Annotated in this window: 20 protein-coding genes; 10 read left to right on the plus strand and 10 right to left on the minus strand. The window is 73.5% G+C overall.

The window, feature by feature from the left end; genetic code table 11:
- The first annotated feature begins 371 nt into the window (after positions 1-371).
- A complete protein-coding gene (locus ACFV3R_RS22890) occupies positions 372-1874 on the plus strand; it encodes an FAD-binding oxidoreductase (RefSeq protein WP_385586086.1) in 1503 nt (500 codons plus the stop codon).
- A gap of 463 nt (positions 1875-2337) precedes the next feature.
- Positions 2338-2784 (plus strand): PPOX class F420-dependent oxidoreductase, encoded by a 447-nt coding sequence (locus ACFV3R_RS22895; protein ID WP_385586089.1) that lies wholly within the window; start codon positions 2338-2340, stop codon positions 2782-2784.
- Positions 2785-2993: 209 nt separating this feature from the next.
- Here the strand turns inward: ACFV3R_RS22895 and ACFV3R_RS22900 are convergent, their stop codons facing one another.
- A complete protein-coding gene (locus ACFV3R_RS22900) occupies positions 2994-5843 on the minus strand; it encodes a discoidin domain-containing protein (protein ID WP_385586091.1) in 2850 nt (949 codons plus the stop codon).
- 408 nt (positions 5844-6251) lie between these two features.
- Between ACFV3R_RS22900 and ACFV3R_RS22905 the strand changes: the two genes are divergently transcribed.
- Positions 6252-7427 (plus strand): saccharopine dehydrogenase family protein, encoded by a 1176-nt coding sequence (locus ACFV3R_RS22905; protein ID WP_385586094.1) that lies wholly within the window; start codon positions 6252-6254, stop codon positions 7425-7427.
- A gap of 130 nt (positions 7428-7557) precedes the next feature.
- On the opposite strand, the gene ACFV3R_RS22910 is transcribed toward ACFV3R_RS22905, so the two are convergent.
- On the minus strand, positions 7558-8670 hold the full coding sequence (locus ACFV3R_RS22910; RefSeq protein ID WP_385586260.1) for a DUF5937 family protein: 1113 nt from the start codon (positions 8668-8670) through the stop codon (positions 7558-7560).
- Between the two features lie 106 nt (positions 8671-8776).
- Here ACFV3R_RS22910 and ACFV3R_RS22915 point away from each other — a divergent pair, with 106 nt between their 5' ends.
- Positions 8777-9028: a hypothetical protein gene (locus ACFV3R_RS22915; RefSeq protein WP_385586097.1), complete on the plus strand. Its 252-nt coding sequence runs from the start codon at positions 8777-8779 to the stop codon at positions 9026-9028.
- A gap of 8 nt (positions 9029-9036) precedes the next feature.
- Here the strand turns inward: ACFV3R_RS22915 and ACFV3R_RS22920 are convergent, their stop codons facing one another.
- Positions 9037-10704 (minus strand): FAD-dependent oxidoreductase, encoded by a 1668-nt coding sequence (locus ACFV3R_RS22920; RefSeq protein ID WP_385586100.1) that lies wholly within the window; start codon positions 10702-10704, stop codon positions 9037-9039.
- Between the two features lie 534 nt (positions 10705-11238).
- Between ACFV3R_RS22920 and ACFV3R_RS22925 the strand changes: the two genes are divergently transcribed.
- From ACFV3R_RS22925 to ACFV3R_RS22935, 3 genes are all read left to right on the plus strand, one after another.
- Positions 11239-12105 (plus strand): helix-turn-helix domain-containing protein, encoded by an 867-nt coding sequence (locus tag ACFV3R_RS22925; RefSeq protein WP_385586103.1) that lies wholly within the window; start codon positions 11239-11241, stop codon positions 12103-12105.
- A gap of 98 nt (positions 12106-12203) precedes the next feature.
- Positions 12204-13001: an alpha/beta fold hydrolase gene (locus tag ACFV3R_RS22930; RefSeq protein ID WP_385586106.1), complete on the plus strand. Its 798-nt coding sequence runs from the start codon at positions 12204-12206 to the stop codon at positions 12999-13001.
- A gap of 225 nt (positions 13002-13226) precedes the next feature.
- Positions 13227-13673: a nuclear transport factor 2 family protein gene (locus ACFV3R_RS22935; RefSeq protein ID WP_385586110.1), complete on the plus strand. Its 447-nt coding sequence runs from the start codon at positions 13227-13229 to the stop codon at positions 13671-13673.
- 9 nt (positions 13674-13682) lie between these two features.
- Here the strand turns inward: ACFV3R_RS22935 and ACFV3R_RS22940 are convergent, their stop codons facing one another.
- A complete protein-coding gene (locus tag ACFV3R_RS22940; RefSeq protein ID WP_385586114.1) occupies positions 13683-14426 on the minus strand; it encodes an SDR family NAD(P)-dependent oxidoreductase in 744 nt (247 codons plus the stop codon).
- A gap of 369 nt (positions 14427-14795) precedes the next feature.
- On the opposite strand from ACFV3R_RS22940, the gene ACFV3R_RS22945 reads away from it, so the two are divergent.
- The gene (locus ACFV3R_RS22945) at positions 14796-15377 is read left to right on the plus strand and encodes a hypothetical protein (RefSeq protein ID WP_385586117.1); all 582 of its coding nucleotides are present in this window, start codon (positions 14796-14798) and stop codon (positions 15375-15377) included.
- A gap of 151 nt (positions 15378-15528) precedes the next feature.
- Here the strand turns inward: ACFV3R_RS22945 and ACFV3R_RS22950 are convergent, their stop codons facing one another.
- A complete protein-coding gene (locus ACFV3R_RS22950; RefSeq protein WP_385586120.1) occupies positions 15529-15927 on the minus strand; it encodes a VOC family protein in 399 nt (132 codons plus the stop codon).
- Between the two features lie 91 nt (positions 15928-16018).
- On the opposite strand from ACFV3R_RS22950, the gene ACFV3R_RS22955 reads away from it, so the two are divergent.
- Positions 16019-17020 carry a helix-turn-helix transcriptional regulator gene (locus tag ACFV3R_RS22955; protein ID WP_385586123.1) on the plus strand — a complete coding sequence of 334 codons (1002 nt, stop codon included), beginning with the start codon at positions 16019-16021 and terminating at the stop codon, positions 17018-17020.
- A gap of 333 nt (positions 17021-17353) precedes the next feature.
- Here the strand turns inward: ACFV3R_RS22955 and ACFV3R_RS22960 are convergent, their stop codons facing one another.
- On the minus strand, positions 17354-17713 hold the full coding sequence (locus ACFV3R_RS22960; protein WP_385586125.1) for a UBP-type zinc finger domain-containing protein: 360 nt from the start codon (positions 17711-17713) through the stop codon (positions 17354-17356).
- A gap of 393 nt (positions 17714-18106) precedes the next feature.
- On the opposite strand from ACFV3R_RS22960, the gene ACFV3R_RS22965 reads away from it, so the two are divergent.
- Entirely contained in the window at positions 18107-19777 is a 1671-nt protein-coding gene (locus ACFV3R_RS22965; RefSeq protein ID WP_385586128.1) for an AMP-binding protein, read from the plus strand.
- Positions 19778-19919: 142 nt separating this feature from the next.
- Here ACFV3R_RS22965 and ACFV3R_RS22970 read toward each other — a convergent pair whose 3' ends face one another.
- The 4 genes from ACFV3R_RS22970 to ACFV3R_RS22985 form a co-directional block, all read right to left on the minus strand.
- Positions 19920-20396 (minus strand): cupin domain-containing protein, encoded by a 477-nt coding sequence (locus tag ACFV3R_RS22970; protein WP_385586131.1) that lies wholly within the window; start codon positions 20394-20396, stop codon positions 19920-19922.
- A 183-nt stretch (positions 20397-20579) separates the two neighbouring features.
- Positions 20580-21350, minus strand: a complete 771-nt coding sequence (locus ACFV3R_RS22975) for an alpha/beta fold hydrolase (RefSeq protein WP_385586133.1) — start codon at positions 21348-21350, stop codon at positions 20580-20582.
- Positions 21351-21640: 290 nt separating this feature from the next.
- Positions 21641-22957, minus strand: a complete 1317-nt coding sequence (locus ACFV3R_RS22980) for an MFS transporter (protein ID WP_385586136.1) — start codon at positions 22955-22957, stop codon at positions 21641-21643.
- Entirely contained in the window at positions 22954-23646 is a 693-nt protein-coding gene (locus ACFV3R_RS22985) for a GntR family transcriptional regulator (RefSeq protein WP_385586139.1), read from the minus strand. Before ACFV3R_RS22985 ends, ACFV3R_RS22980 begins: the two co-directional genes overlap by 4 nt.
- Positions 23647-23762 lie beyond the last annotated feature (116 nt).

Here is a 23762-nt window from a genome sequence, read left to right on the forward strand (position 1 = left end):
GGCACGGCCGGCATCGACCAGGACGGCCGTCCCGGTGCCGGCCCCGGCCGGGGTGTGGTCCGGCTTCGCCGGCCGCCGGGTCGCGGGCGTCGTCCTCACCGAGTTCGGCGGCGGCTTACCGAGCCCACCGCCGTCCGGGCTCCGACCCGACACCGGCAGCGGGCTCCGGCCCCGGAGGTGGCGCTCGACCGGTCCGTCCACGGAGCGAACGAGTGCGACCTGACCGTTGCCCAGCGTGGCGGCGGTCGTCCTTGCGGGAGGTCTGCACGATGAGCGGCGAGAGGAGACGCCGCCGACACGGTGCCCTGCTGCGTCGGGGTCCGCGCCCGGCGTGCGGCAGCCGTCCGACCGCCTTGTCGTGGGAGAGTCGTATGAACGTCAGTCGTCGCAGCGTCCTGTCGCGGGGAGCCCGGGTAGCGGCTGCGGCCGGAGTGTCGTCGCTGTCGGCCGGCGTCGCCGCCGCGTCGGGACCGCGGACCGGGCCGGATCGCGGGCTGCCGGAGTCGGCGTGGCGGGACCTGGCGCGGTCGCTGAGTCCCGGGGGGCGACTCCACCGCCCGGGGGACGCCGCTTATGTACAGCTGGGCCTGCCCGACAACCGCCGCTACGCCTCCGTGCAGCCGGCCGGGATCGCGGTCTGTGCGACCGAGGCGGACGTGCAGGCCGCACTGCGCTGGGCCACCAGCCACCGGCTGCCGTTCGCGCCGCGTTCGGGTGGTCACAACTACGCCGGCTACTCCACCACCACGGGCCTGCTGATCAGTCTGCGCCGCATGAACCGCGTCGCTCCGCGCGGCAGCCGGCTGGTGGTGGGCGGCGGCGCCACCAACTCCGACGTATACGCCACCCGGGCGGCGAACCTGTACTTCCCCGGCGGACGCTGCCCGGGGGTGGGGGTGGCCGGCCTGTGTCTGGGCGGCGGGATCGGCTTCAACGACCGAAAGTGGGGCCTGACCTGCGACAACCTCACCGAAACCCGGTTGGTGGTGGCTGACGGGTCCGTGGTGCGCGCCAGCGAGCAGGAGAACGCGGACCTGTTCTGGGCCTGCCGGGGCGGGGCCGGCGGCAACTTCGGCATCAACACCGGCTTCGTCTTCCACGCCGTCGACGTCTCCCGGCAGCGGGCCACCGTGTTCGACCTGACCTTTCCTCTGGAGCGCAGCACGGAGGTCATGGCGGCGGTCCAGCACATCCTGGCCGACGACGAGCGCAACGACTTCGACGTGCGCATCAGCTTCACCACCGCAAGCCAGGGGCGGGCCGGCGGCATGTGGCTGCTGGGCCAGCGCCTGGGCGACGAGGACGGCCTGCGCCGCGAGCTCGCACCGCTGCTGGCCCTGCGTCCCGCCACGGCCTTCGTCGAGGAACGGCACTTCTGGGACGCCCAGGACCACCTCATGGACGATCCCGGCGCCCCGGCGGCCAGTGCCTCCAAGTCGCTGGTGCCCACCCGTGTGCTGCAGCCGCACACCGTCCAGGCCGTCACCGAGTGGATCCGCACCTGGCCGGCGACCGAGGCCGCCGGGTACGTCACCCTGTTCGCCATGGGCGGCACCGCCAACGGCCCTGGCCCCCACGAGACGGCCTACCCGCACCGCGACGCCACCTTCGTCATCGACATCGGCAGCCGCTGGGCACCCGACACCCCGTCCGAGACGGTCGACCGCCTCCTGGCCCGGCTGCGCGCCATGCACCACACCCTGCGCCGGGACCTCGCCACCGACACCGCCTACGTCAACTTCCCCGACCCCGAACTGCGTGACTGGCAGCACGCCTACTACGACGGCAACTACCAGCGCCTGCTGACCGTCAAGCACGACTGGGACCCCACCGGCCGCTTCCGCTACGGCCAGGCCGTCGGCACCACCGGCTGATTCCGGGGAACAGGCCGCCGGCCGTACCGCCACCCGCTTAGGGGTCCTTGCAATATGCCCGCCCGGGCCGCGTGGTCCGGCACCGCACCTCGCGGCGTTGCCGAAAAGCCCTGGTAGCTCCGCTACGAGGACTCCCCGGCGCCTTGCGATGCACGGCACCAGACCACGCGACCTCATCGGACGCTCATATGCAAGGACCCCTTACGGGCGCAGAACCGGTGGCTCCCGCCGGCCCTGCGCGCGGACGGTCACTCGGCGCAGGGCTCTGCGGCCGGCCCGCTTCCGCGGCCGGGTGGCTGCTCCCACGGGGGTCGCGGTCGGTCCGGCCGGGTGCCGGGGCCCTGACCAGGGCTGACACCGGGACTGCGGGTGGCGCCGGACCGTTGCTCTCGGAACGTGCCCGGTCCCGAGGCCGTCCGGGACGGCCGGTCAGCAGCCTGATCATGGTTGATAGCCTCCCGGGATGACTGCGACCTTCGACCAGGCCGTCCGTGCGCGGCTCCAAGCCCCCAACATCTGGTACGTCGGCACCGTCTTTCCCGACGGGGCGCCGCAGGTCAGTCCGATGTGGGTGGACCTGGAGGGAGAGGGGGAGCTGACGTTCAACACCTCGGTGGGCCGGGTGAAGGAGGAGAACCTGCGCCGTGACCCCCGCGTCTACCTGTCGCACGCCGACACCGCCGATCCCTTCGACCGCGTGCAGATCAGCGGCGTGGCGGCCCGCTTCGTCGAGGGGGCGGAGGCGCATGAGCGGATGGACCGGCTGGCCCGCAAGTACCTGGGCAGCGAGCGCTTCGAGTGGCTGATGCCCGAGGAGCAGCGGGTCGCGGTGATCGTGCGTCCGGTGAAGGTGCGGCACATCGTGGGAGTGGAGCGGTTCCGGCCCGGGGGCCCCGTCCCCGCTCCATGACCGCTCCGGGCCGCCCAGAGGTCAGTTCCCCCATCGGTCGGCTCGGCCGCGTCCTCGTCAAGGCGGGCGTGCGGTCACCGCCGTCCCACGCCGGCGCGTCCAGGACGTAGCCCGCGGGAGCCCCCTGACACCTGCCGGACACGCGCCGCCGGCCGGAGCCTCCGCCGAGGAGGACTCCGGCCGGTGCGGCAGTGGGTCGCCCGGGTGCGTCAGGTGCCGCGCACCGTCAGTTCAGCGATACCGGTGGGCTTCCCGCCGTCCTTCGCCTTCTTGCCGCTGCCCCTGGCCGGGCCGGGTTCGTGCAGCCGTACCCGGACGTAGCGCACGGAGTGCGGACCGCCTCCGCCCTTTCCGGTGACGGTGCGCCAGTGGTGTCCGTCGGCGGAGACCTGCGTGGTGTGGGAGGCCGGTGCCGGCCCGCTCCAGTGGGGGGTGACGCTGCGGACGCGCTGCGCCCGGCCCAGGTCGACGGTGAGGGCCGCGGTGGAGTCGCGGTGGGGGGCGGGGCTCGGTACCCAGGCGGTCGCCGTGTTGCCGTCGACGGCGGCGGTCGCGTAGCTGCCCGGTTCCTGGGAGGTCGCCGTCGTGGTCCGGCAGCGCGCCGCGTCGGTGGTGGGTGCGAGGTCGGGGCGGCGGGTCTCCAGGGTGGCCGGGTGTCCTCGGCTCACCGTGCGGGCACCGTGGGGGGTGCTGATCCGCATCGGGGCGCCCGAGGTCAGCCGGACGGTGGTGTGGTGTGCGCCGAGCGCGATGTCGTAGGTCCGTCCGTGCCAGCGCAGGTCGTGCAGGGTCACGCCGTCGGCGAGCTGCGGCGGCAGCATCGGGTCCAGGTGGACCCCGTCCGGCTGCATGCGCAGACCGGTCAGGCCGCCTGTGAAGATCTGCAGGAAGCCGCCCTTGCCGGTGAGGAAGTCCTGGGCCGGGGAGCCGGCGAGCGGGTCGTCGGCTCCTGCCTTGTCACCACGCGCCTCGGAGAACTCGTGGAACGGGCCGCGGACGAAGGGTTCGATGGCGCGCCGCAGGTAGGTGTAGGTGGCACAGCCCGGTTCGCCGAGGGCAGCGGCGTCGACGGCGTGCACCGAGTCGGTCATGGCGGGTCCGTCGGGGTCGGTGTGTGCCGCGTAGTAGTCCAGCGTCGCCTTCTCGGCCTGCTCGGTCATGGGCCAGTTCAGGGGGTACATCAGCAGTACGGTGTCGGCCTGCTTGATGGTGGAGCCCTGGTAGCCGTCGTACTGCTGGTAGACGTGGCTCTTCGCGTCGTAGGGGATGCGCAACCGGTCCGCGACGGTCGTCCACCGGGCGGGGACCGGGCGGTGGAGGACGTGGGCGGCGCGCACGGCGTCGCGCAGGGCGGTGGCGGCTCCGGCGTTGGTGAAGACGCCGTCGTCGACGCCGTTGCTGTACTCGTCCGGACCGGCGACGTCGCGGATCGAGTAGTGGCCGTCGTCGTCGCGCGTGACGCGGGAGGCCCAGAACTGCGCGATGCCCTTCATGACGGGCCAGCCGCGGTCACGCAGCCAGGTGGTGTCGCCGGTGGCGAGGTAGTACTGCCAGGCGGCCAGCGATATGTCGCCCATGAGGTGGTTCTGGGTGCGGCAGTGCGGCGGGTCCCAGGAGTGGCACTCGCTGTTCAGGTCGCCGTCACTGCCGCTGGTCCACGGGTAGAACAGACCGTCGTAACCGAGCCGACGGGCGTTGGCGTGGGCGGCGCGGCGGGTCCGGTAGCGGTAGTCCACGACGGTGCGCGCCAGGTCGGGGTGGGCCGCCAGCAGCGCCGGGTACATCCACGTCTCGGCGTCCCAGAAGACCTCACCGGCGTAGTTGTCACTGGTCAGGCCGACCGGCGAGATGCTGTTGGCGGCGCCGCGCCGGGTGTTGGCCAGCAGGCCGTACTGGGCCGAGCGCACCCATGCCTGCAGGTCGCGGTGTCCGGCCACCTCGATGTCGGAGCGCCACAGGGCGTTCCAGGCGGCGGCGTGCCGGTTCAGCATCCGCTGCCAGCCGACGGCGGCGGCGCCGCGGGCGGCGGCGGACGCGGCGGCGCGCGGGTCGTGGGAGGTCAGGGAGGTGTCCACCCCGACGTACTTGGTCAGTTCGTAGGAGCCCCCGCCGTGTACGGGGAAGGACAGCGCCTGGCGGTTCGTCAGTTTGCGTGCAGGCTCTCCGCGTTGTTCACGTAGTGAAGGCAAAGCCGTCAGCTGGGAGGTGGGCTGGAGGGTGGAGGACACGGCGCCGGTCGTCCCGGTGCCGTCGGCGCGGAAGGTGACGTCCATGGCCGGCCCGGTTCCGGGTGCCGCCTCGGGGCGGGCGCCGCCCCCGGTCTGCTCGATGCGGCGGGCGCCGCGACCGTCGATGACGTCGGTGACGGTCGCCCGGCCGCTCCAGTGCGGGGTGAGCCGCAGGTGGACGGCGGCCGCGTGCGGGTGGGTGCGGTCGGCGATCACGTCGTAGGTGAGGTCCGTGCGCCTGCCGTCGGCGGCCGTCCAGGTCAGCGAGGTGCGGACCAGGCCGCAGCGCAGGTGGAGGGTCTGCCGGTAGTGGGACACCTGGCCGGCGGCGGTGGCGGAGGAGAAGGTCTGCGGGTGCGCGCCGCCGGTGGCCACCTCCAGGCCGCTCCAGCCGGGTATGGCGGCGGCGACCTGGCGGTCCTCGGTCGTGTGCCGGTTGTGCGCGTAGAGACCGGAGACGAACGAGCCGTCGTAGCGCGGGGTGAACAGCGGCCAGCCGGTCTTCTCGCCGGTGGCGGTGTAGCCGCTGCCGTTCGGCGGGACGCGGGCTCCGAGGTAGCCGTTGGCCACGTAGGGGTGGTAGCTGCCGGAGGGGGCGATGCGGGTGCTCGTGGCGGTCCACCCCTGGTCGCCGGACGCACCACCAGGGCCACTACAAGAAGTGGAGGGCAGGTCGGCGGCCGTCGTCCCGTTCGCCGCCCCGGCGGCGGACGGTGCGGTATCCGCGGCTGAGCCCGGCTTCCCTACCACTGTCTGCTCCGATGCGGCGGTGAACCCGAGGATGAGGCCGCCCGCGACGATGGGTGCGATCACTCTTTTCGAGAGGGGCATGGCACTCCGTTGTACAACTTGTGAACGAGGGGTTCCGCAGACCCTAAGCGCATGAGCGTCACGCACAAGGGCTTGGGCCACGCACGGGTCAGCCTTCACACGACCTCCGCAACACAGGGACGCGCACTCCTGGTGCTCCCCACGGTGCGGCCGACGCTCGACCGCCGCCACCCCGCCGTACTCCACCACCGTGAGCGGCGGCCCGGACGTCCCCGTGCGGGCGTGCCCGCACCATCCACCGGTGGGAACGCGAGTGCGCGGCGCTGTCCGTGATCGGCACGGCTCCGCCCGCGGCCGGCCGGGTCCGAGCACCGCAGCTCGGCTGCGGGGGCCGCGCACGCCTGGCTTGGCGCGCCGCCACCCAGTCCTTACCGTTGGGTAACCACGACTTGAGGAGAGTGCGAGACCATGGACCGCGCACACGACGTCGTCCTCGTCGGCGCCACGGGTTTCGCCGGCGCCCTGACCGCCGGCTACCTGGCCCGGCATGCCCCCGAGGGCTGCCGCTGGGCGCTGGCCGGGCGCAACCCGGCGGGCCTGCGTGAGCTGCGCGCCCGGCTCGCCCGGACCGTCCCGTCCGCCGCCGGGGTGCCCCTGCTCCACGCCGACGTGCACGACCCCGCCTCCCTGCGCGAACTGGCACGCTCCACCCGGGTCCTGGCCACGACGGTCGGCCCCTACGTCCACCACGGCCTCGGCCTGGTCGCCGCCTGCGCCGAGGCCGGGACCGACTACCTCGACCTCGCGGGTGAGCCGGAGTTCGTCGACACCGCCTACGTCCGGCACCACGCCCGGGCCCTGGAGACCGGGGCCCGACTGGTGCACGCCTGCGGGTTCGACTCCGTGCCGCACGACCTCGGCGTCCAGTTCACCGTCGAGCAGCTGCCGGAAGGCTCACCACTGCGCATCGACGGGTTCGTACGCACCAACGCCGCCTTCTCCGGCGGCACCCTCGCCTCCACCCTCACCGCGCTCTCCCGCGGGCCTCAGATGGTCCGGGCCGCGCGCGAGCGCCGCGCCGTCGAACCCAGGCCGTCGGGCCGCCGCATCTCCACCCCGACCGGCGCGAGGTTCGCCCCCGAGGTCGGCGCCTGGGCTCTGCCGCTGCCCACTCTCGACCCGCAGGTGGTGGCACGCTCCGCCGCTGCCCTCGACTCCTACGGCCCCGACTTCCGCTACCGCCACTACGCCGCGGTCCGCCGGCTGCCGGTCGCCCTCGGCTCGGTCCTCGGCGTGGCCGGAGTGGCGGCTGCCGCCCAGCTCCCCGCCGTCCGCCGCTGGATGTCGGGGCGCCTCGCCCCGGGCGAGGGTCCGTCCGCCGAGCGCCGGGCCCGCAGCTGGTTCAGCGTCCGGTTCGTCGGTGAGGGCGGGGGCCGTCGCGTCTGCACCGAGGTCTGCGGTGGCGATCCCGGCTACGACGAGACGGCCAAGATCCTCGCCGAGTCCGCCCTCAGCCTCGCCTTCGACGAACTCCCCGCCCGGGCAGGCCAGCTCACCCCGGCCGTCGCCATGGGGCCGGCCCTGCGGGACCGTCTTGTGCGGGCGGGGCTGCGGTTCAGGGTGGCGGCACAGCGGGCGGTGTGAGCCGGGACCGGCAGGGGCCTCCGGCACCAGGTCTCCTCCCCCGGGCAGCAACGCCGCCGGGTGGTCGCTGCCTCGGTACCCGCCGCGCAGCGGACGCGTCTTCCCCAGGACCGCTGGGCCGGGAGGCGGCTCAGCGCAGGATGCCCTCCAGGAAGTCGCTGCCCAGCCGGGCGACCACGAGGGGGTCGAGCTGGTACAGCACGTACCGGCCACGGCGGCGGGTGGTCAGCAGCTGCGCCCGCTTGAGGACCGCCAGGTGCCGGGAGACCTCCGGCGCGGTGAGGTCGTGCATGCCCGCCAGCTCGCCGGTGGTGAACGCCGTCCGGGCGACGGCCCGGCACAGGCGCATGCGTACCGGATGTGCCAGCGCCTCCAGACGCTGCGCCACCAGCTCCAGGGAGGGCCGCTCGTGCGGTCCCGGTCCGGTGGCCGGGTACTGGATCACCGGCCGCCACCGCGGCCGGTGCAGCACCAGCACATGCGGCCAGTTGAACGCCGACGGCATCAGGGACAGCCCCACCCCGTGCGCCGCGTCCAGGGCGTCGGCGGTGCCGTGGGCGAGCTTGTCGACCACGATCGAGGTCCCGTCGGAGGAGAGCGCGACCGCCTCGGAGACGTCCGCGAGCGCTGCCGCGAGCCCCCTGTGCTGCAGCAGCTCGGCCTTGTGCCGTGCGTCCGCAGCGAGCTGTACCCGCATCCGCTGCCACACGTCGCCGAAGAACACCTCGTCGCAGTCCTCCAGCAGGCGCCGCACCCAGGCCCGTACTGCCGGCGGGTCGTTCAGCAGCCGCCGGGTGAAGTCCAGCTGGCGCGGGCCGCGCGCCGCGGCCAGTTCCAGGGACCGCTCCCGCATGCGGCGGTCCGTGAGGGGCGACCCGACGCTGGTGTCGTAGTCGGAACTACAGGTGAACTCCAGGGCGACGGCGGTGAACATGGCATCGTCCAGCCGGTCCAGGAGGTCCAGCTCCTCCGCCAGCGTCGCGCCGGGCGGCTCCGCGCCCCCCGCCAGACCGGCGCCGGGCATGAACAGGTCGGAGAACGTGGAGGTCCACAGGAAGTCGACCTCCAGCAGCCGGTCGGCCAGGTCCGGCTTGAGCGCGGCCCGGGTGGCAGTGGCCCAGCCGTGCTGACCGGGATGGTGCCCGGGCTCGGAGAGCACGTGCAGGGCGGCCCCCATCTCGGCCAGCGGGGACAGCTCGAAGCGGATCCGCTCCGGTGGCAGCCCGGTGATGTCGATGTGCACGCTCATGCCCCCACTATGCAGGTCGCCGGTGCCGCCGCCGCGCCCGATTGACGCCGGCCGTCAATCGGCGCGACGCCGCCCCCGGCGACCGCGCACGGTGGACGGCATGACCCTTCACCAGCAGTACGCCCTGGACCTGATGCGCGCCGCCCAACGCCAGGAGGCCCCGCCGCCGGCCCCCGGCCGCCACGACGTGGAGACCCTCCGCGCGCTGCGCGCCCACCGCCGGACCGACCGCATCCTGCGCGGCCGTCTCGGCCTGCTGCCGAGGCTGCGCGCGGCCCTGGCCGCGCGACGCACCCGCCCGGCCCCGGCGGCCCCCGTCCTTCCGCGGCGCCGGCCGGCGGACTGCCGGTGAGGAGGTCTCTAGACCGCCAGCTTCTCGACCACCTCCCGGGCCGCACGCGCCCCTTCGGTGGCGCCGCCCTCCATGAAGCCCTGGAAGTCGTAGGAGCAGTGCTCGCCGCCGAGGTGGATGTTGCCCTGCGGCGTACCCTCGTACCCCGCGAAACGGTGCAGGTAGCCGACCGGCCAGTAGGAGTAGGCACCGTGGGAGTAGGGATTGCGGTGCCAGGCGGACAGTTGGGCCCGCCCGCTCCACACCTCGGAGGTGCCGGGGAAGAAGGCGTCGATGTCGCGCAGGTACGTGGTCGCCAGCTCCCGGACGTACGGGTCGGACTCGGTGGCGAACGCGCCGGCCGGCGTGAGGGACCCGGCCCGGGTGCCGCCGCCGTACTGGATGAGGATGCCGCCCGTACCTGGCTGCACCTTGGTGGTGTCCCAGGTCTGCTGGACCGGGGAGTCGGTGAAGCACTCACCGGCGCTGGTGCCCGGCCAGGGACCGCGGCCACGCCACGGGCGGGCGCTGAACTGCATGTTGAGTTTCGTGCAGTGCCCCATGCGTGCGTGGCGCAGCAGGCTGGTCATGCGCGGGTCGAAGGCGGCCTGGGAGAGGTCCAGTCGTTGGAGGACTCCGAGGGGGACGCAGAGGATCGTGTGGTCCGCGGTGACGGTGCGGGCGGCGCCGGCCTCGGTGAAGCTGAGGGTCTGGGTGCCGTCGGCGTTGGCGCGTACGGCGTTCAGGGAGAAGCCGTGGCGGACCGTCCCCTCGGGCAGCCAGTCGGCGATGGCATGCGGGAGCCGGTCGTTGCCGCCGACGATGTGGTACCGCTCGTCCGAGGAGCCCCAGACGCTGAGGTGGTCGGGGTCCTCCTGGTAGCCGAGCAGCAGGACGAGGGAGAGGGCGGACTGGTCGGTGGTGTCCGCTCCGTACTCGACGGTGTAGGCCACGTCGAGCCAGCGGCCGAGCAGTGAGGAGTGGCCGCCGGGCACCCGCGAGGCGATCCACTCGTGGACCGACATGGTGTCCAGGGCCGTGCCGGCCGGCGTGGCGCTGTTCCACTTGACCCCCTCCGCGTTCCGCAGGTCGCGGCGGAGCGCCTGGCGGACGGCGGCGAACTCCTCGTCGGCCCGGTCCCGGGAACGGTAGGCACCGTCGAACCAGAGGACTTCTTCGGCGCCTTCGGGGCCGCCGCCCAGGAAGTCCTCGACGGGCAGGTGGAAACGGCGGCAGAGCTGCAGGATCTTCTTGTGGTCGGTGTCGATCAGCTCACCGCCGATCTCGGAGGTCTGGCCGTACGTCCAGTGGTCCCGCTGGGTCCACATCCGGCCGCCCACGCGGTCCGGGTTGGCCTCGTAGACCGTGCAGGCCAGGCCCGCGTCCCGGAGCGTGAGGGCTGCGGTGAGGCCCGATATGCCGGCACCGACGACGGCGATCCGCGGAGCACCCTTGGCCCGCGAGGCGGCTGTCCGGGATGCCGTCTCCGGGCCGGTGTCCGCAGTTGCGGGCGGGGCGAGGGCGAGTCCCGCCACGCCGGTCGCGACGCCCGCCGCAACCCCCTTGAACAGGGCACGGCGTCCTGGCCCGGCCGCCTGCACACCGCGCACTTCGGCCACCGGTAGGCGCAGTCGTTCGGCGGCGTGGTGGAGGGCGGCCAGTCTGCGCAGGGCGCGCAGGGGACTCGTACGGGGCACGGAGACTCCTCAGGGACTCGCGGACGGTTTCCGGCTGACGGGCATACGTGCGACCGGCCCCTGCCGGCCGGTCCTGCCGGAGCCCCGGGGACGCGCCGGGTGCCGCGCCTGGGGGTCAGATGGCGGCCCGAGCCGTCGCAGAGGGCATGGCCGGCACTTGGGGGGAGGGCGGAATCCGCTTCGGGTTTTCGCCTCTCATTCCTGCGGTTCACCGCCCTTCTCGCCCCCCTAAGCCTGTTTTTGCTTCGGATTTCGTAGATCAACCGGCGTTTCACTGCTGGAACCGACAGTTTCCCCCGGGAAGGCGTACGCCACAACGGGTCGCGGGGAAACTTCTCCAACACGCAGAGGAGAAGGGCGAGTTGACTCATCGCCTGCCCGGCACCGCTCTGCGACCTCCGGGCAGCGGCCGGGCGGAGGGCGTCTGCGGACGCCCGGCGGGCGACTTCCGGGCCGGGGTACCGGGTGGTCGCAGCCCTGGGTGGGTGCACCACCACCACGCCCCGCCGCGTGGAGGGATCTAGCGTGGCGGACATGGGAAGCAACAACGAGCTCGGTGACTACCTGCGTGCGCGCCGCGCGGTGATCACACCACGGGACGTCGGACTGTTCGACGGCGGGGACCGGCGGGTGCCGGGGCTGCGGCGGGACGAGGTGGCGCTGCTGGCCGGGGTGAGCACGGACTACTACATCCGCCTGGAACAGGGGCGGGAGCGGAACCCCTCCGAGCAGGTGCTCCGGGCGATCGCTGCCGCACTGCGGCTGGACGGCGCCGCGACCGGTCACCTGTTCCGGATCGGCCTGCCCGTCTTCGCCACGGCGGCCGCAGCGCCGACCGTCGCCCCGGAACTGGTGCGGCTGATGGACGGTCTGCGCGAGGTGCCGGCCTTCGTGGTCGGCGCGGCGCAGGACGTGCTGGCGGCCAATGCGATGGCACGGGAGCTGTACCGCGGGTTCGCCCGGTACGACAACCTGCTGCGCATGATCTTCCTCGACCCGTTCGCACGGGACTTCTACGTCGACTGGGACAAGGCGGCGCACACCGCGGTGGGCAACCTGCGGGCGTCCTCCTCACAGTTCCCCGAGGACGAGCGGATCGAGCGGATCGTCGGCGAACTCAGCGTGCGCAGCCCTGCCTTCGCCGGCCTGTGGGCACATTACGAGGTCCGTCCCCGCACGCAGGAGGACAAGCGCTTCCGCCACTCCCGCGTGGGTGAGGTGCGGCTGCACTTCGAGGCGCTGGCCGTCACCAGCGCCCCGGGCCAGCACCTGTCCGTCTACAGCGCGGAACCCGGCAGCACGAGCGCCGATGCCCTGGTCCTGCTCCGCCCGCCGGCCGAGCAGGACTCGGCTCCCACCGTCCAGGGCAGCCCCGCCGCGGAAGAAGACGTCCGATCATGACCGCCGCCCCGACCGCCACCTGCCCGGCGGGGCCGGCCGCTGCCCGCCAGGCCGGTCGGCTCTCTCCCTCCCGCTCACCGAAGAAGGCACATCACACCATGCTGCTTCCCTCCACCGAGGCCGGCCGGGGACGACCCCTGGTCCTGCTGCACGCCCGGCCCACCGACCGGTCCATGTGGGACGCCCACCTCCCGCTGCTCGCCGAGGCGGGTGTGCGAGCCATCGCCCTGGACCTGCCCGGCCACGGCGACGCGCATGTGCCCGACGGCCGTGAGGTGGCCCCCTGGTCGGACGTGCTCGACACGCTCGACCACCTCGGAGCCGGCCGCTTCGTGCTCGCCGGGAACTCGCTGGGCGCACTCGTGGCGCTCCAGGCCGCCGTCACGGCCCCCGAGCGGGTGGAGGGCCTGGTACTGATCGGGTACCGGCCCCACGGCCAGCCCGCCTCCCCGTATCTGGACGCCGCCTGGCAGGCCGAACGGACGGCGCTGGCCGCCGGAGACCTGGGCGCCGCGGTGCAGGCCGGGGTCGAGGCGTGGACCTCTGCCGGGGCGGCCGAGAAGGTGCGCACCCACGCCGCCCGCATGCTCCGTCGCCAGTTGACCGAACAGCTCGCCCACGGCGAACCACCGCAGGCGGCGGATCCCCTCGGCACGGGCCCGGCGGCGCTGCGCACACTCAGGGGCGTGCCCGCTCTGGTCGGCGTCGGCGAGCACGACATGCCCGACTTCCACGAGAGCGGCGAGGGCCTGGCCCACGACCTAGGCGCGGGTCGGACCGTCCTTGTCCCCGGCGCCGGTCACCTCGCGCCGCTGGAACAGCCCGCTGCGTTCTGCACCCTGCTGCTGGACTTCGTCCGCCGCCTCCCGCAGCCTTCCTTGCCCGCGGACCGGTAGGACCGCCTCCGCCCCTTGCGCCTGCCCCCGAGTGCAGCTCCGGTCCGGTCCCCCCTGGACCCCTCCTCGGCCTCAGAAACCGAAGCTGCACAGAGGTCGTCCGCCGGATACGGCCCTGGACCGGCCGGGCGGTCAGGTTCGCCGTCGGACGGCCAGGGCCGCTGCGCCGGCGGTGGTGAGGAGGGCGTGGGGAACAACTGGCCGTACCCGCGGGTTGGACCGGTCATGTCGACCACCACCGCCCGCGAGGCGGCTACCGCGCTGTTCGAAAAGCTCCTTGCCGGAGCCGCACCACACGAGCTGGCAGAACACTTCGACGAGGACGTGGACTGGTTCATCCCCGGCGACACTTCCGTCGTGCCGTGGATCGGCCGCCGGACCGGTCGTGCCGGTGTCGCCGAGTTCTACGCTCAACTCGCAGCGCTGACGCGCGCCGAGGCGTTGGACATCGCCACCGTGCTCGGTGACGGTGACCGGTGTGTCGTCCTCGGCAGCCTGCGCACCACGGTCCTTGCCACCGGCCGCGAGATAGAGACCGACTTCGCCTTCGACATCGGGACGCGTGACGGACTCATCACGCGTTACCGCATGTTCGAGGACACTCTGGCAGTCGCCGCAGCTTGCGCTTCCCCCGCGGACCGCCCCGTGACCGGCACCGGCACGCCGGGCTGAACCCGTCCCTCACAGGAGGCCGCCGGTCGCTCGGAGGTTCTGGCCGGTGAGCCAGCGGCCGTCCGGACCGGCGAGGAAGGCGACGACGTCGGCGATGTCGGTGGGCAGGCCGAGGCGGCCCAGAGGGGTGACCCGGGTGACGCGCTGGAAGTCCCCACCGGGGTTGGCCTCGCGCAGCAGGTCGGTGTCGGTGGCGCCGGGCGACACCGTGTTCACGGTGATCCCGCGCGGCCCGAGCTCCTGCGCGGCCACGGCGGTCAGCTGCTCCACGGCCCCCTTGCTGGCCACGTAAGGGGAGATGCCCGGCACGGGGTGCGCGGTGTTGAGGGTGGAGATGTTGACGATGCGCCCGTCCTCGCGCATGTGCCGGGCCGCGTAGCGCATGGTCAGGAAGGTGGTTTTGGCGTTGACCGTCATCACGCGGTCGAACAGCGCCTCGTCGGTCTCGGCGAGGGGGACGGGCGTGAAACTCGCCGCGGCGTTGTTGACGAGGATGTCCAGGCCGCCCAGGCGGCGGACGGCGTCCGCCGTCAGCTGCTCGGCCGAGGCAGGTTCGGCGAAGTCGAGTCGCACGCCGTGCGCGCTGCCGCCGGCGCTCCGGACGACCCGCTCGACGTCCTCCGCTGCCTCGGCGTTGCGCGCATAGGAGAACACCACCTCGGCGCCGTCCCGGGCCAGCCGTTCCACGACGGCCCGGCCGATTCCCCGTGACCCACCGGTGACCACGGCGACCTTGCCCGTGAGCACGCCCACAGCACCCTCCCGACGGCTGCCCTCAACTCCTGCGCGCCGAACCTACCGCAGACGGCACGCCCTCCCCCAGCCCTCGGCCTGCCGCCCGGCCCGGCCTCCGGGTACTCCGCGCACGGGCCGGCCCCAGCGGAGATCCGGCGCCCGTCCGGAGCTCCGTCAGCGGCAGTGCGCAAGGCTTCCTCGGCCCCCTCCTCGCGAGCCGACCGCGCCCTCAGCACCGGCCCGGGTCGGGCAGCCTCCGGCCCGGGCCTCGCGTCACCCGGTTGCCTCGCCCACCTGGTCCACGCCCCCCGTCCGGGGTCCGCTGGAGCCGACGGTCACCTGGCTCCCGGTGAGCTGCGACGGCCGGCGCCCCACGGAGGAGACCTCATGCGGAGAGAGAAGATCGTGCGTTCCGGTGCCGCCCTCGCGACGGCGCTCGTGGTCGCCGGGGTCGGTGGCTGTGCGCAGGGCGAGGGCGGTGGTCACCGCGCGGACGCGTCGGCCTCGGTCGCCGGACAGGCGCAGGTCGCAGGGGCGCCGGCCGGCGCTTCGGCCATGACGTCCAAGGTCATGACCTCGGACGTCGACGGACTGGGCAAGGTTCTCGTCGGCGACAGGGGACGGACGCTCTACCTCTTCGACGCGGACAAGTCGACGAAGTCCACGTGCACCGGGGAGTGCGCCAAGACCTGGCCGCCGGCCCTGGTCAACGGCAAGCCCTCCGCGGGAAGCGGCGCCAGGGCGAACCTGCTGGACACCACCACCCGCCAGGACGGGAAGAAGCAGGCGACCTACAAGGGGCACCCGCTGTACTACTTCTCGGGAGACGCGAAGGCCGGCGACGCGAAGGGCGAGGGCTCCCAGGCCTTCGGTGCCAAGTGGTGGGCGGTGAACGCCACCGGCGGCAAGGTGATGAAGAAGTCGGGCAACAACGACACCAACCAGTACCGGGTGGTCCCCGGGAACTAGCCTTCCCCGACCGGGCGTCGCCTGCTGGTGCCGGGCGGTGGGCATGGCCGCCGGGGACCGTCGCCGACGGCGGGGCACCTGTTCGAGCCCGTCCCGGCGGCCCCGCGGGCTCCGCTGCCGGCGCCCCGCGGCCGCCGGGTGGCCGCCCTTCTCAGCGGGCGAACTTCTCTCGCGCGGCCGGGGTGACGGGGGTGAAGAAGTTGACCAGGGTGCCGTCGGGATCGCGCATCAGCAGCGAGCGGTTGCCCCAGGGCATCGTCGTGGGTTCGTTGACGAAGTCGGCCACGAAGCCGGACAGGTTGCGGTACACGCTGTCCACGTCGTCGACGAGGAACTCGAGGATGACGCTGCGGTTGTCGGCCGGGTGGGCGGCGCCCGGGGAGAACAGCGGCACGGTACGCGTGCCGGCTATCGCCAGCGTGGCCGAGGGGGTCCTGAGCTCGGCGAAGTCCTCGGTGGACCAGCTCGCCGGCAGTCCTGTGGCGCGTTCGTAGAAGGCGACGAGGCGGGCCACGTCGTCGGTGATGATGCGGATGGAGACGAAGTCCACGAGTTCTCCCGGGGTCGATCGGTGCTGGTGTCCGCACGCTATGACCGAAACCGGACAGAACCCGCCCGGTATGTGCGGCAGACTCGTGGGCATGGCCCGTCCTCTCGCTCGCGTACTCGCCCTGCTGGAACTCCTGCAGTCGGGCGGCGTCCGGACCGCGGCGGAACTCGCCGGCCGGCTCCACGTCGACGAGCGCACGGTGCGGCGGTACGTCGACCACCTGCTCGACCTGGACATACCCGTGGAGTCGGTGCGCGGCCGCTACGGCGGTTACCGGCTCTCCCCCGGGTACCGCATGCCGCCGCTCATGCTCAGCGACGACGAGGCGCTGGCCGTGCTGCTGGGTCTGCTGGCCGGTCAGCGGACGGGCGCCACGACGTCCGCGGGCACGGCGGGCGAGACGGCAGCGGCCAAGATCCGTCGGGTCCTGCCCGAACGGCTCCGCCGCAGGCTCGACGCCGTGCTCGACTCCCTCGCCTTCACCGCCCCACCGGGTGGGTCGGCTGCCCCGGACACCGCGGTCCTGCTGACGGTCGCTGACGCGGTGCGACACCACCGGCCCGTCTCGGTCGAGTACACCGCCGGCGGCGGGCGGCACAGCGCACGCACCCTGCACCCGCACGGCCTCGTCGCCCACCGGGGCAGGTGGTACGTCACGGGTGTGGACCCCGCGGCCGGTGGGGACCGCACGCTGCGACTGGACCGCATCGCCGTCGCAACGCTCCTTGCCGGCTCGTTCGTCCCGCCTGCCCGGTGTGATCCGGCGGAACACCTCCTGTCGGGGTTCGCCACGGCCCCCTACCGGCACGAGGTGACCGTACGGGTGCAGGGGACGGTCGAGCAGGTCCACGCACGGCTTCCCGCCGGCCTCGCGCTCGTGACGGAGCTGCCGCCGGTGAGCGGCACGGACACGGCGTCCGGGCCGTGGTCCCGCGTCGAACTGCGTGCGGAACGGCTCGACTGGGTGCCCGCCCTGCTCGCCTCGTTCGACCGGCCGTTCGTCGTCGAGCGGCCGGACGCTCTCCGCCACCTCGTCGCCCAGTTCGCCGCCCGGCTCGCGGACTCCGTCCGGCAGCCACCGCCTCACGGGTGAGCGGAAGCGGGGCGCGGCGATGACCGGGCCGTGGCGAGCACGCCCGCGTCCCGGCTCCGGCGCTGCGCTGCCGGGAGCCGGGGCTGACGGGCAGTCGGCGGGGCGCCCCGGGGCGGTGAGTCCACGGCCCGGGGCGGCGGCGGGCAGCGGGCACGGTGCGGGCCCGCCTCAGGGGTCCTTGCCATATGAGCGTCCGATGAGGTCGCGTGGTCCGGTGCCGTGCATCGCAAGGCGCCGCAGAGTCCTCGTAGCGGAGCTACCAGGGCTTTTCGGCAACGCCACGAGGTGCGGTGCCAGACCACGCGACCCGGGCGGGCATATGGCAAGGACCCCTCAGTGCAGGTGGCGCTGCCAGTCCGCCGGGACGGCTCCGGCGGGCCCCGGTGTGGGCTGGTCAGCGGGGTGGGCGGTGGGCCGGGCCAACGCCGGTCCGTCGGCGAACTCTTCGGTCTCGACGTTGTAGAACCAGTCCTCACCGGGCTCGAAACTGGTGAGGAACGGGTGCCCGTTCGTCTTCGCGTGCCGCGTGCCGTGCTGACCGGGCGAGGAGTCGCAGCATCCGATGTGTCCGCAGGCGGCACACCGGCGCAGGTGGAACCACCAGCCGGGTCCGTCGCCTGCGAGGCAGTCGGCGCAGCCGTCACCGCTGGGTACGGCCTGCGGGTCGATGCCGGGGATCGCCTGGTCGGTCATGGGGACGCTCCTGTCTCAGTGCCGCACGGGCGGACCGGGGTGAACGGTCGCGGGCATCCGGCCCGGACGCCGGACGCCGTGGCGCGGGGCTCCTTCGGTGCCTTTCCCGCAGCCTGCCCTCACCTCACCCCGGCTGCCGGCACCGACAGCCCGCGCCCCGCGTCCGCCCCCCGAATGGACAGCCCCGGCCACTCCCGGTGGCGGCCGACTCGTCCCGCAGTCAGCCAGGAGGCAGGCCCGGGGCCGCGGCCCCGGACGGCGGCACGGGGCAGCGGAGCGGGCGGGAGTGCCGGGTCGGGGCCTGCCTGCCGTTCGGGGGTGGTGAGTCTGCTTCGCAGATTGCAGGATGTCCCGGAGCCGTCCGCAGGGGTTCGGCACCGAGGAGGCACGATCATGACGACGGCGACGGAGACCTTTCGCAGCGCGCGGGACTTCCTGCTCCGGCACCGCGAGGACTACGCCGCTGCCTGCGAGGGCTTCGAGTGGCCTCGTCCCGACCACTTCAACTGGGCGTTGGAGTGGTTCGACGTCATCGCCGCCGACAACCACCGCACGGCGCTGCACATCGTGGAGGAGGACGGCTCCGAGACCCGCCGGACCTTCGCGGAGATGTCCGCGGACAGTGACCGCGTCGCGAACCGGCTGCGTCAGTGGGGTGTGGCGGCCGGCGACCGGGTGCTGGTCATGCTGGGCAACCAGGTCGAGCTGTGGGAGACCGCGTTGGCCGCGATGAAGCTGCGGGCCGTCGTCATCCCGGCCACCCCGCTGCTGGGCCCTGCCGACCTGCGCGACCGGGTGGAGCGCGGCCGGGTCGCCCATGCGATCGTGCGCGCCGAGGACACCGGCAAGTTCGACGAGGTGCCCGGCGCCTACACCCGGATCGCGGTGGGCGGCACCCCTGCCGGCTGGCTGTCGTACGAGGAGACCCGCACCGCTCCGGACGGCTTCGCACCGGACGGGCCGACCCGGGCTGACGACCCGCTGATGCTCTACTTCACCTCGGGGACGACGGCGCGCCCCAAACTGGTCGAGCACAGCCACGTCTCCTACCCGGTGGGGCACCTGGCGACGATGTACTGGATCGGTCTGGAGCCCGGCGACGTCCACCTGAACATCTCCTCGCCGGGCTGGGCCAAGCACGCCTGGTCCAATCTGTTCGCGCCGTGGAACGCGGAGGCGACCGTGTTCCTGTTCAACTACACCCGCTTCGACGCCTCCCGGCTGATGGCGGAGATGGACCGTGCGGGGGTGACCACCTTCTGTGCGCCGCCGACCGTGTGGCGCATGCTCATCCAGGCCGACCTGACCCGGCTGCGCAACCGCCCGCGGGAGGTCGTCGCCGCCGGGGAGCCGCTCAATCCCGAGGTGATCGAGCACGTCCGTGCCGTCTGGGGGGTGACCGTCCGCGACGGGTTCGGGCAGACCGAGACCGCGGTGCAGATCGCCAACAGCCCCGGCCAGTTGCTGAAGACCGGATCGATGGGCCGGCCCAGCCCCGGCTACCGTGTCGACCTCCTCGATCCGGTCACCGGTGAGCCCGGCGCCACCGAGGGCGAGATCGCCCTGGACCTGTCCGCCCGGCCGGTCGGCCTGATGACCGGCTACCACGGCGATCCCGACCGTACGGCTCGGGCGATGGCGGACGGCTACTACCGCACCGGTGACATCGGCGCCCGTGACGAAGAGGGGTACCTGACGTACATCGGGCGCAGCGACGACGTCTTCAAGGCCTCCGACTACAAGATCTCCCCGTTCGAGCTGGAGAGTGCGCTGCTGGAGCACGAGGCCGTTGCCGAGGCCGCCGTCGTCCCCGCGCCGGACGCGCTGCGTCTGGCCGTTCCGAAGGCCTACGTCGTCCTGGCTGCGGGCTGGGAGCCCGGTGCCGACACCGCGCAGGCCTTGTTCGAGCACTCCCGTGCGGTCCTCGCCCCGTACAAACGCATCCGCCGGCTGGAGTTCGCCGCCCTGCCCAAGACCGTCTCCGGCAAGATCCGCCGCATCGAGCTGCGCGAGGCCACCGCGGCCGGTTCGCGGGAGGAGTACCGGGAGGAGGACTTCCGCTGATCCTGGGGGCTCCCCGACGCCCGAGGTGCAGGGTGGCAGTGACGGGCGGGGCAGTCCGGGCGGCGCTTTCCGTGTCACGGCACGGTTCGCCCGGGGCGCCTCGGCTTCTCTGTGCCGGGGCGCCGGTTACGGGCGGGCCGCGTCACGTCGGCGGGGGCTCTGCCCCCGGACCCGACTGCACCGTGAAGTCCTGCCAGGTGAAGCCCGGGGCGACCACGCACGCCACCAGCGACGCCGAAGTGCCCGACGGGTGGGCGGTCTGCCAGTGTCCGGCAGGCACCAGTGCGTGGAGCGCCTGGCCCGCGGCACGGTCGGGTCCCAGAACCACGGAGACCGCCGCTCCGTCGTGCACGGGCTGCGGTGCCCGGGTCAGCGTCAGCGGACCGCCGCCCTGCCAGAGCCACAGCTCGTCGGCGGCCACGGAGTGCCAGCGTGAGGTCTCTCCGGGCGCGAGCAGGTAGTGCACGGCAGTGCCGGCTGCCCGCTCCCCGCGCGCCGTCGCCACCTGCTCCCTGGCCTCCCACAACTGCCGGTACCAGCCACCCTCGGGGTGGGGCTGAAGGTCCAGCTCCACAGCCGGCGCCGGCCTGTCCCCACCGACTGCACCGTCGCTCGTCATCCAGCCTCCTCAGGCCCGCATCGCTCGCGCGTCCACGACCACTGCCCGGACACCTCCTCGCTCCGCCCCCGTCGTCCTCGTCGACTCCTCGTGTGGCGCGGCCACGGCAGGTCGACCGGTGCGGGGCCGTGCCACGGGCAGGGCGGGCTGCCGTGGCCGGTGGCCGGCCGGAGTCCACGGGCCTCAGGGGGTGGACCCGAGAGAGAGGAACTTCGGCACCTGTTGCGGCGCCAGGAAGTCGAGGATCAGCCGGTTGACCAGGTCCGGCTTCTCCAGGGGGAGGACGTGGGAGGTGCCGGGCACCACGGCGAGCTGCGCGTCCGGCACGGCCGCGGCGACGGCGGCGCTGTGTTCGACCCTGACCATGTCGTCGTCACCCTGCATCACCAGGGTCGGCGCGGAGATCCGGGCCAGGTCCTCCAGGCCGAGGCCGGGGTCCGCCCGCCACAGCCGTAGCAGCTTGTCGAGGACGACGGAGAAGTGTTCCGGTCCGTCCGGGCTGACCTTGGCGTACGGCTCCCGCAGCGCGTCGGCGAGTTCCCCGGGCTCGTCGAACAGGGCCCGGGCCTGCGGCCGCATGCCCTCCGCGGTGTAGTACTGCCCGATCAGCACGAGTTTGCGGACGGCTTCCGGGCGTCGCAGGGCGGTCAGTGCGGCGACCAGGGCGCCGTCGCTCCACCCCACCAGGTGCGCCGACGCCAGGCCGATCGCGTCCATGAAGCCCACCGTGTCCTCGGCCATGGCGGCGTAGGTGAGGGGCCCGTCGACGTCCGGCGTGCGGCCGTGACCGCGCCGCTCGGGCAGGTACACCTCGTAGTGCCCGGAGAGGACCTTGGTCTGAAGCTCCCAGCTCTCCACGGTGCACAGGCCGCCGTGCAGCAGCACCAGCGGTTCGCCACTTCCGTGCGTCTCGTAGTAGGTCCGCAGACCGGACACGTTCACGTACGAACCCATGGGCTGTTCCACTCCGGAGGTCGGTCGGCCTGGTGCGGGGTCGGGAGTCGTGCTGCGGCGATCGTGGGGAGGCAGCGCCGCCCGCCCGCACCGGGGGTGCGGCGGCCGTTCCAGTATCGCGCGGGACGCCGTCCGCCGTGCCGCAGCCGCCCGCATCGGGCCCGGAGCCGAGCCGGTGGGCCGCCGTCGCCTTGCGTCTGCCGGACGAGTACGGGCGGTCCCGGCCCGGACAGGACGGCAGCGCGGGTCGGGCCGCGCCGGTCGTCCGCGCAGGGGTGGGCGCGGGCAGGTCAGTCCCGCGTACCGGCGGAAGGTGCGGCGTCGGCCGGCTCTGCGGGAACGCGGCGCGCCACCGGCAGCCGGCCCGGGTCCGGGGTCCGGTCGGCCGAGTGGAGGGCGAGGCCCCGGGCGACGAGCAGCAGGCAGGCCAGGGCGAGGGCCGCCACGACCGACAGCATCAGCGGGTACGACGCGGCGGTGGAGAATCCCGCCAGCGCCGCCAGCACGGTGGGTGCCAGGAAGCCGCAGTACGTGAGCGCGTAGTAGACCCCCGTCAGGCCGGCCAGCGCACCGGGTGGGGCGATGCGCTGGATCTCCAGGAGGCCGGAGATCACCGCCATGCCGTAGGCCGCGCCCAGCACCACTGCCCCGACCAGGCCCAGCCACGGCGAACGCAGCGCGGCGTCGAGCGCGCACACCGCCATGCCCACCGTCATCGCTCCCATGGCCAGCAGCAGCGCGCGGCCGGGGGAACGGGCTCCCAGGTGTTTGGCCAGCGGTTGGACGGCCGCCCCGGTGCCCAGCGTGAGCACGGTCAGCAGCGTGGCGTACGCCAGCCCCCAGTGGCCCACCCGGTCGGCCACCAGCTGGGGCATCACCGCGTAGGCGACACCGGCCGCACCGAACACCCAGGGGGCCATGGGCAGCACGATCCGGCGGAACCGGCGGTCGCGCACGGCCGGTACCCGAAGCGCCGACCACACCGAACCCGTCGGGGCGGTGGAGCGGTCGCCGGTCTCCGGGGCACGCAGTACCGCCCACAGTGCGGGGAGCGTCAGCGCCGCGTGCACCACGTAGGGCGTGACCATCGGCCACGGCCCCCACTGGGCCAGCACTCCGGCGACCCCCGCGCCGAGGCCGAATCCGGCTGTCAGCGACAACGAGGCCCGGCGGGCGGAGGCGTGCGGGTCCGCGGAGAGTTCCTTCACCCAGCTGGTGCCGACCGCCATCGCCACCCCTACCGCGATGCCCGTGACCAGGCGGCCGCAGTAGATCGGTACGGGGCCGCCGGCACCGGCCGTCAGCACCAGGCTGGCCAGTACCGACGCCACCGTGCCGGCCACCATCAGCGGCCGGCGACCCAGGCGGTCCGAGAGCGGCCCGGCCACCAGCAGCCCCGGCACCAGCCCGACGACGTACGCGGCCAGGAACGCGTCGACCGTCACCTCCGAGTAGCCGCCGGCCTGGCGGTACATCAGGAGCAGCGGGGTGAACTGGTTGCCGCCCCAGCCGCAGCAGAACATCGCCGCGGCGACGGCACGCCAGGCCGCTGTCCGGTGCGTGCCCGGGGACGTGAGGGGCCCCGGCTCGTGGTGCGTGGCGTTCACGCCTCTCCTCCCAGGTGGTGGAACTCGCGGTGGGTGGCGTCCAGGTGCGCGCGGAGCAGGCGCCGGAACGCCACCTCGTCCCGCGCGCCGACGGCCTCGACCAGCGCGGTGTGCTCCTGGACCAGGACCGCCAGCCGCTCCGGCCGGGGCCGCAGCGCCCGGGCGGCCATCCGACGCTGCCGGTCGCCGAGGGACTGGTAGAACCGCTCGGCCAGGGCGTTGCCCGAGGCGCTCACGATGGCCCGGTGGAACGCCTCGTCGGCCTCCACGAACGCCACCAGGTCCACCCGGCGTGCCGGCTCCTCCTGTGCGCGCAGGCACTGCCGCAGACCTCCCGCGACGCCTGCCAGCTCCGCGTCGTCGTAGCGCGTGATGCGGCGCACGGCGGCGCACTCCAGGGCCTCGCGCAGGTCCAGGACGTCCTCGGCCTCACTGGCGGGCAGCGGTACGACGACGGCACCCCGCTTGGGGATGAGGTCGAGCAGCCCCTCCCCCTGCAGGCGCAGGAACGCTTCCCGCACCGGGGTCCGGCTGAGCCCGACCCGGGTGGCGAGGTCGCCCTCGCTGACGAGGCTGCCCTCTCCCCAGGTACCGCCGATGATCAGGGCTTTCGCGTGGCGGTACGCCCGCTCGGCCGCGGGGAGCGCGTCCCCGGTGAGGTCTGCTGCCATGACCTCAGGGTAGATCATGGATCCATGCATAGATACATGCCATAGGCACGCATCTGAGGTGAGCTCCGTCTCCCGAGGTCCGGGGCGGGGCGGAGGGGTGAGGACCCGGTTCGCCCGCCGAGGCGCCGGCGGGC

It is taken from the genome of Streptomyces sp. NPDC059740 (assembly GCF_042733155.1).
In the GTDB taxonomy this organism is placed as follows: Bacteria; Actinomycetota; Actinomycetes; order Streptomycetales; family Streptomycetaceae; genus Streptomyces.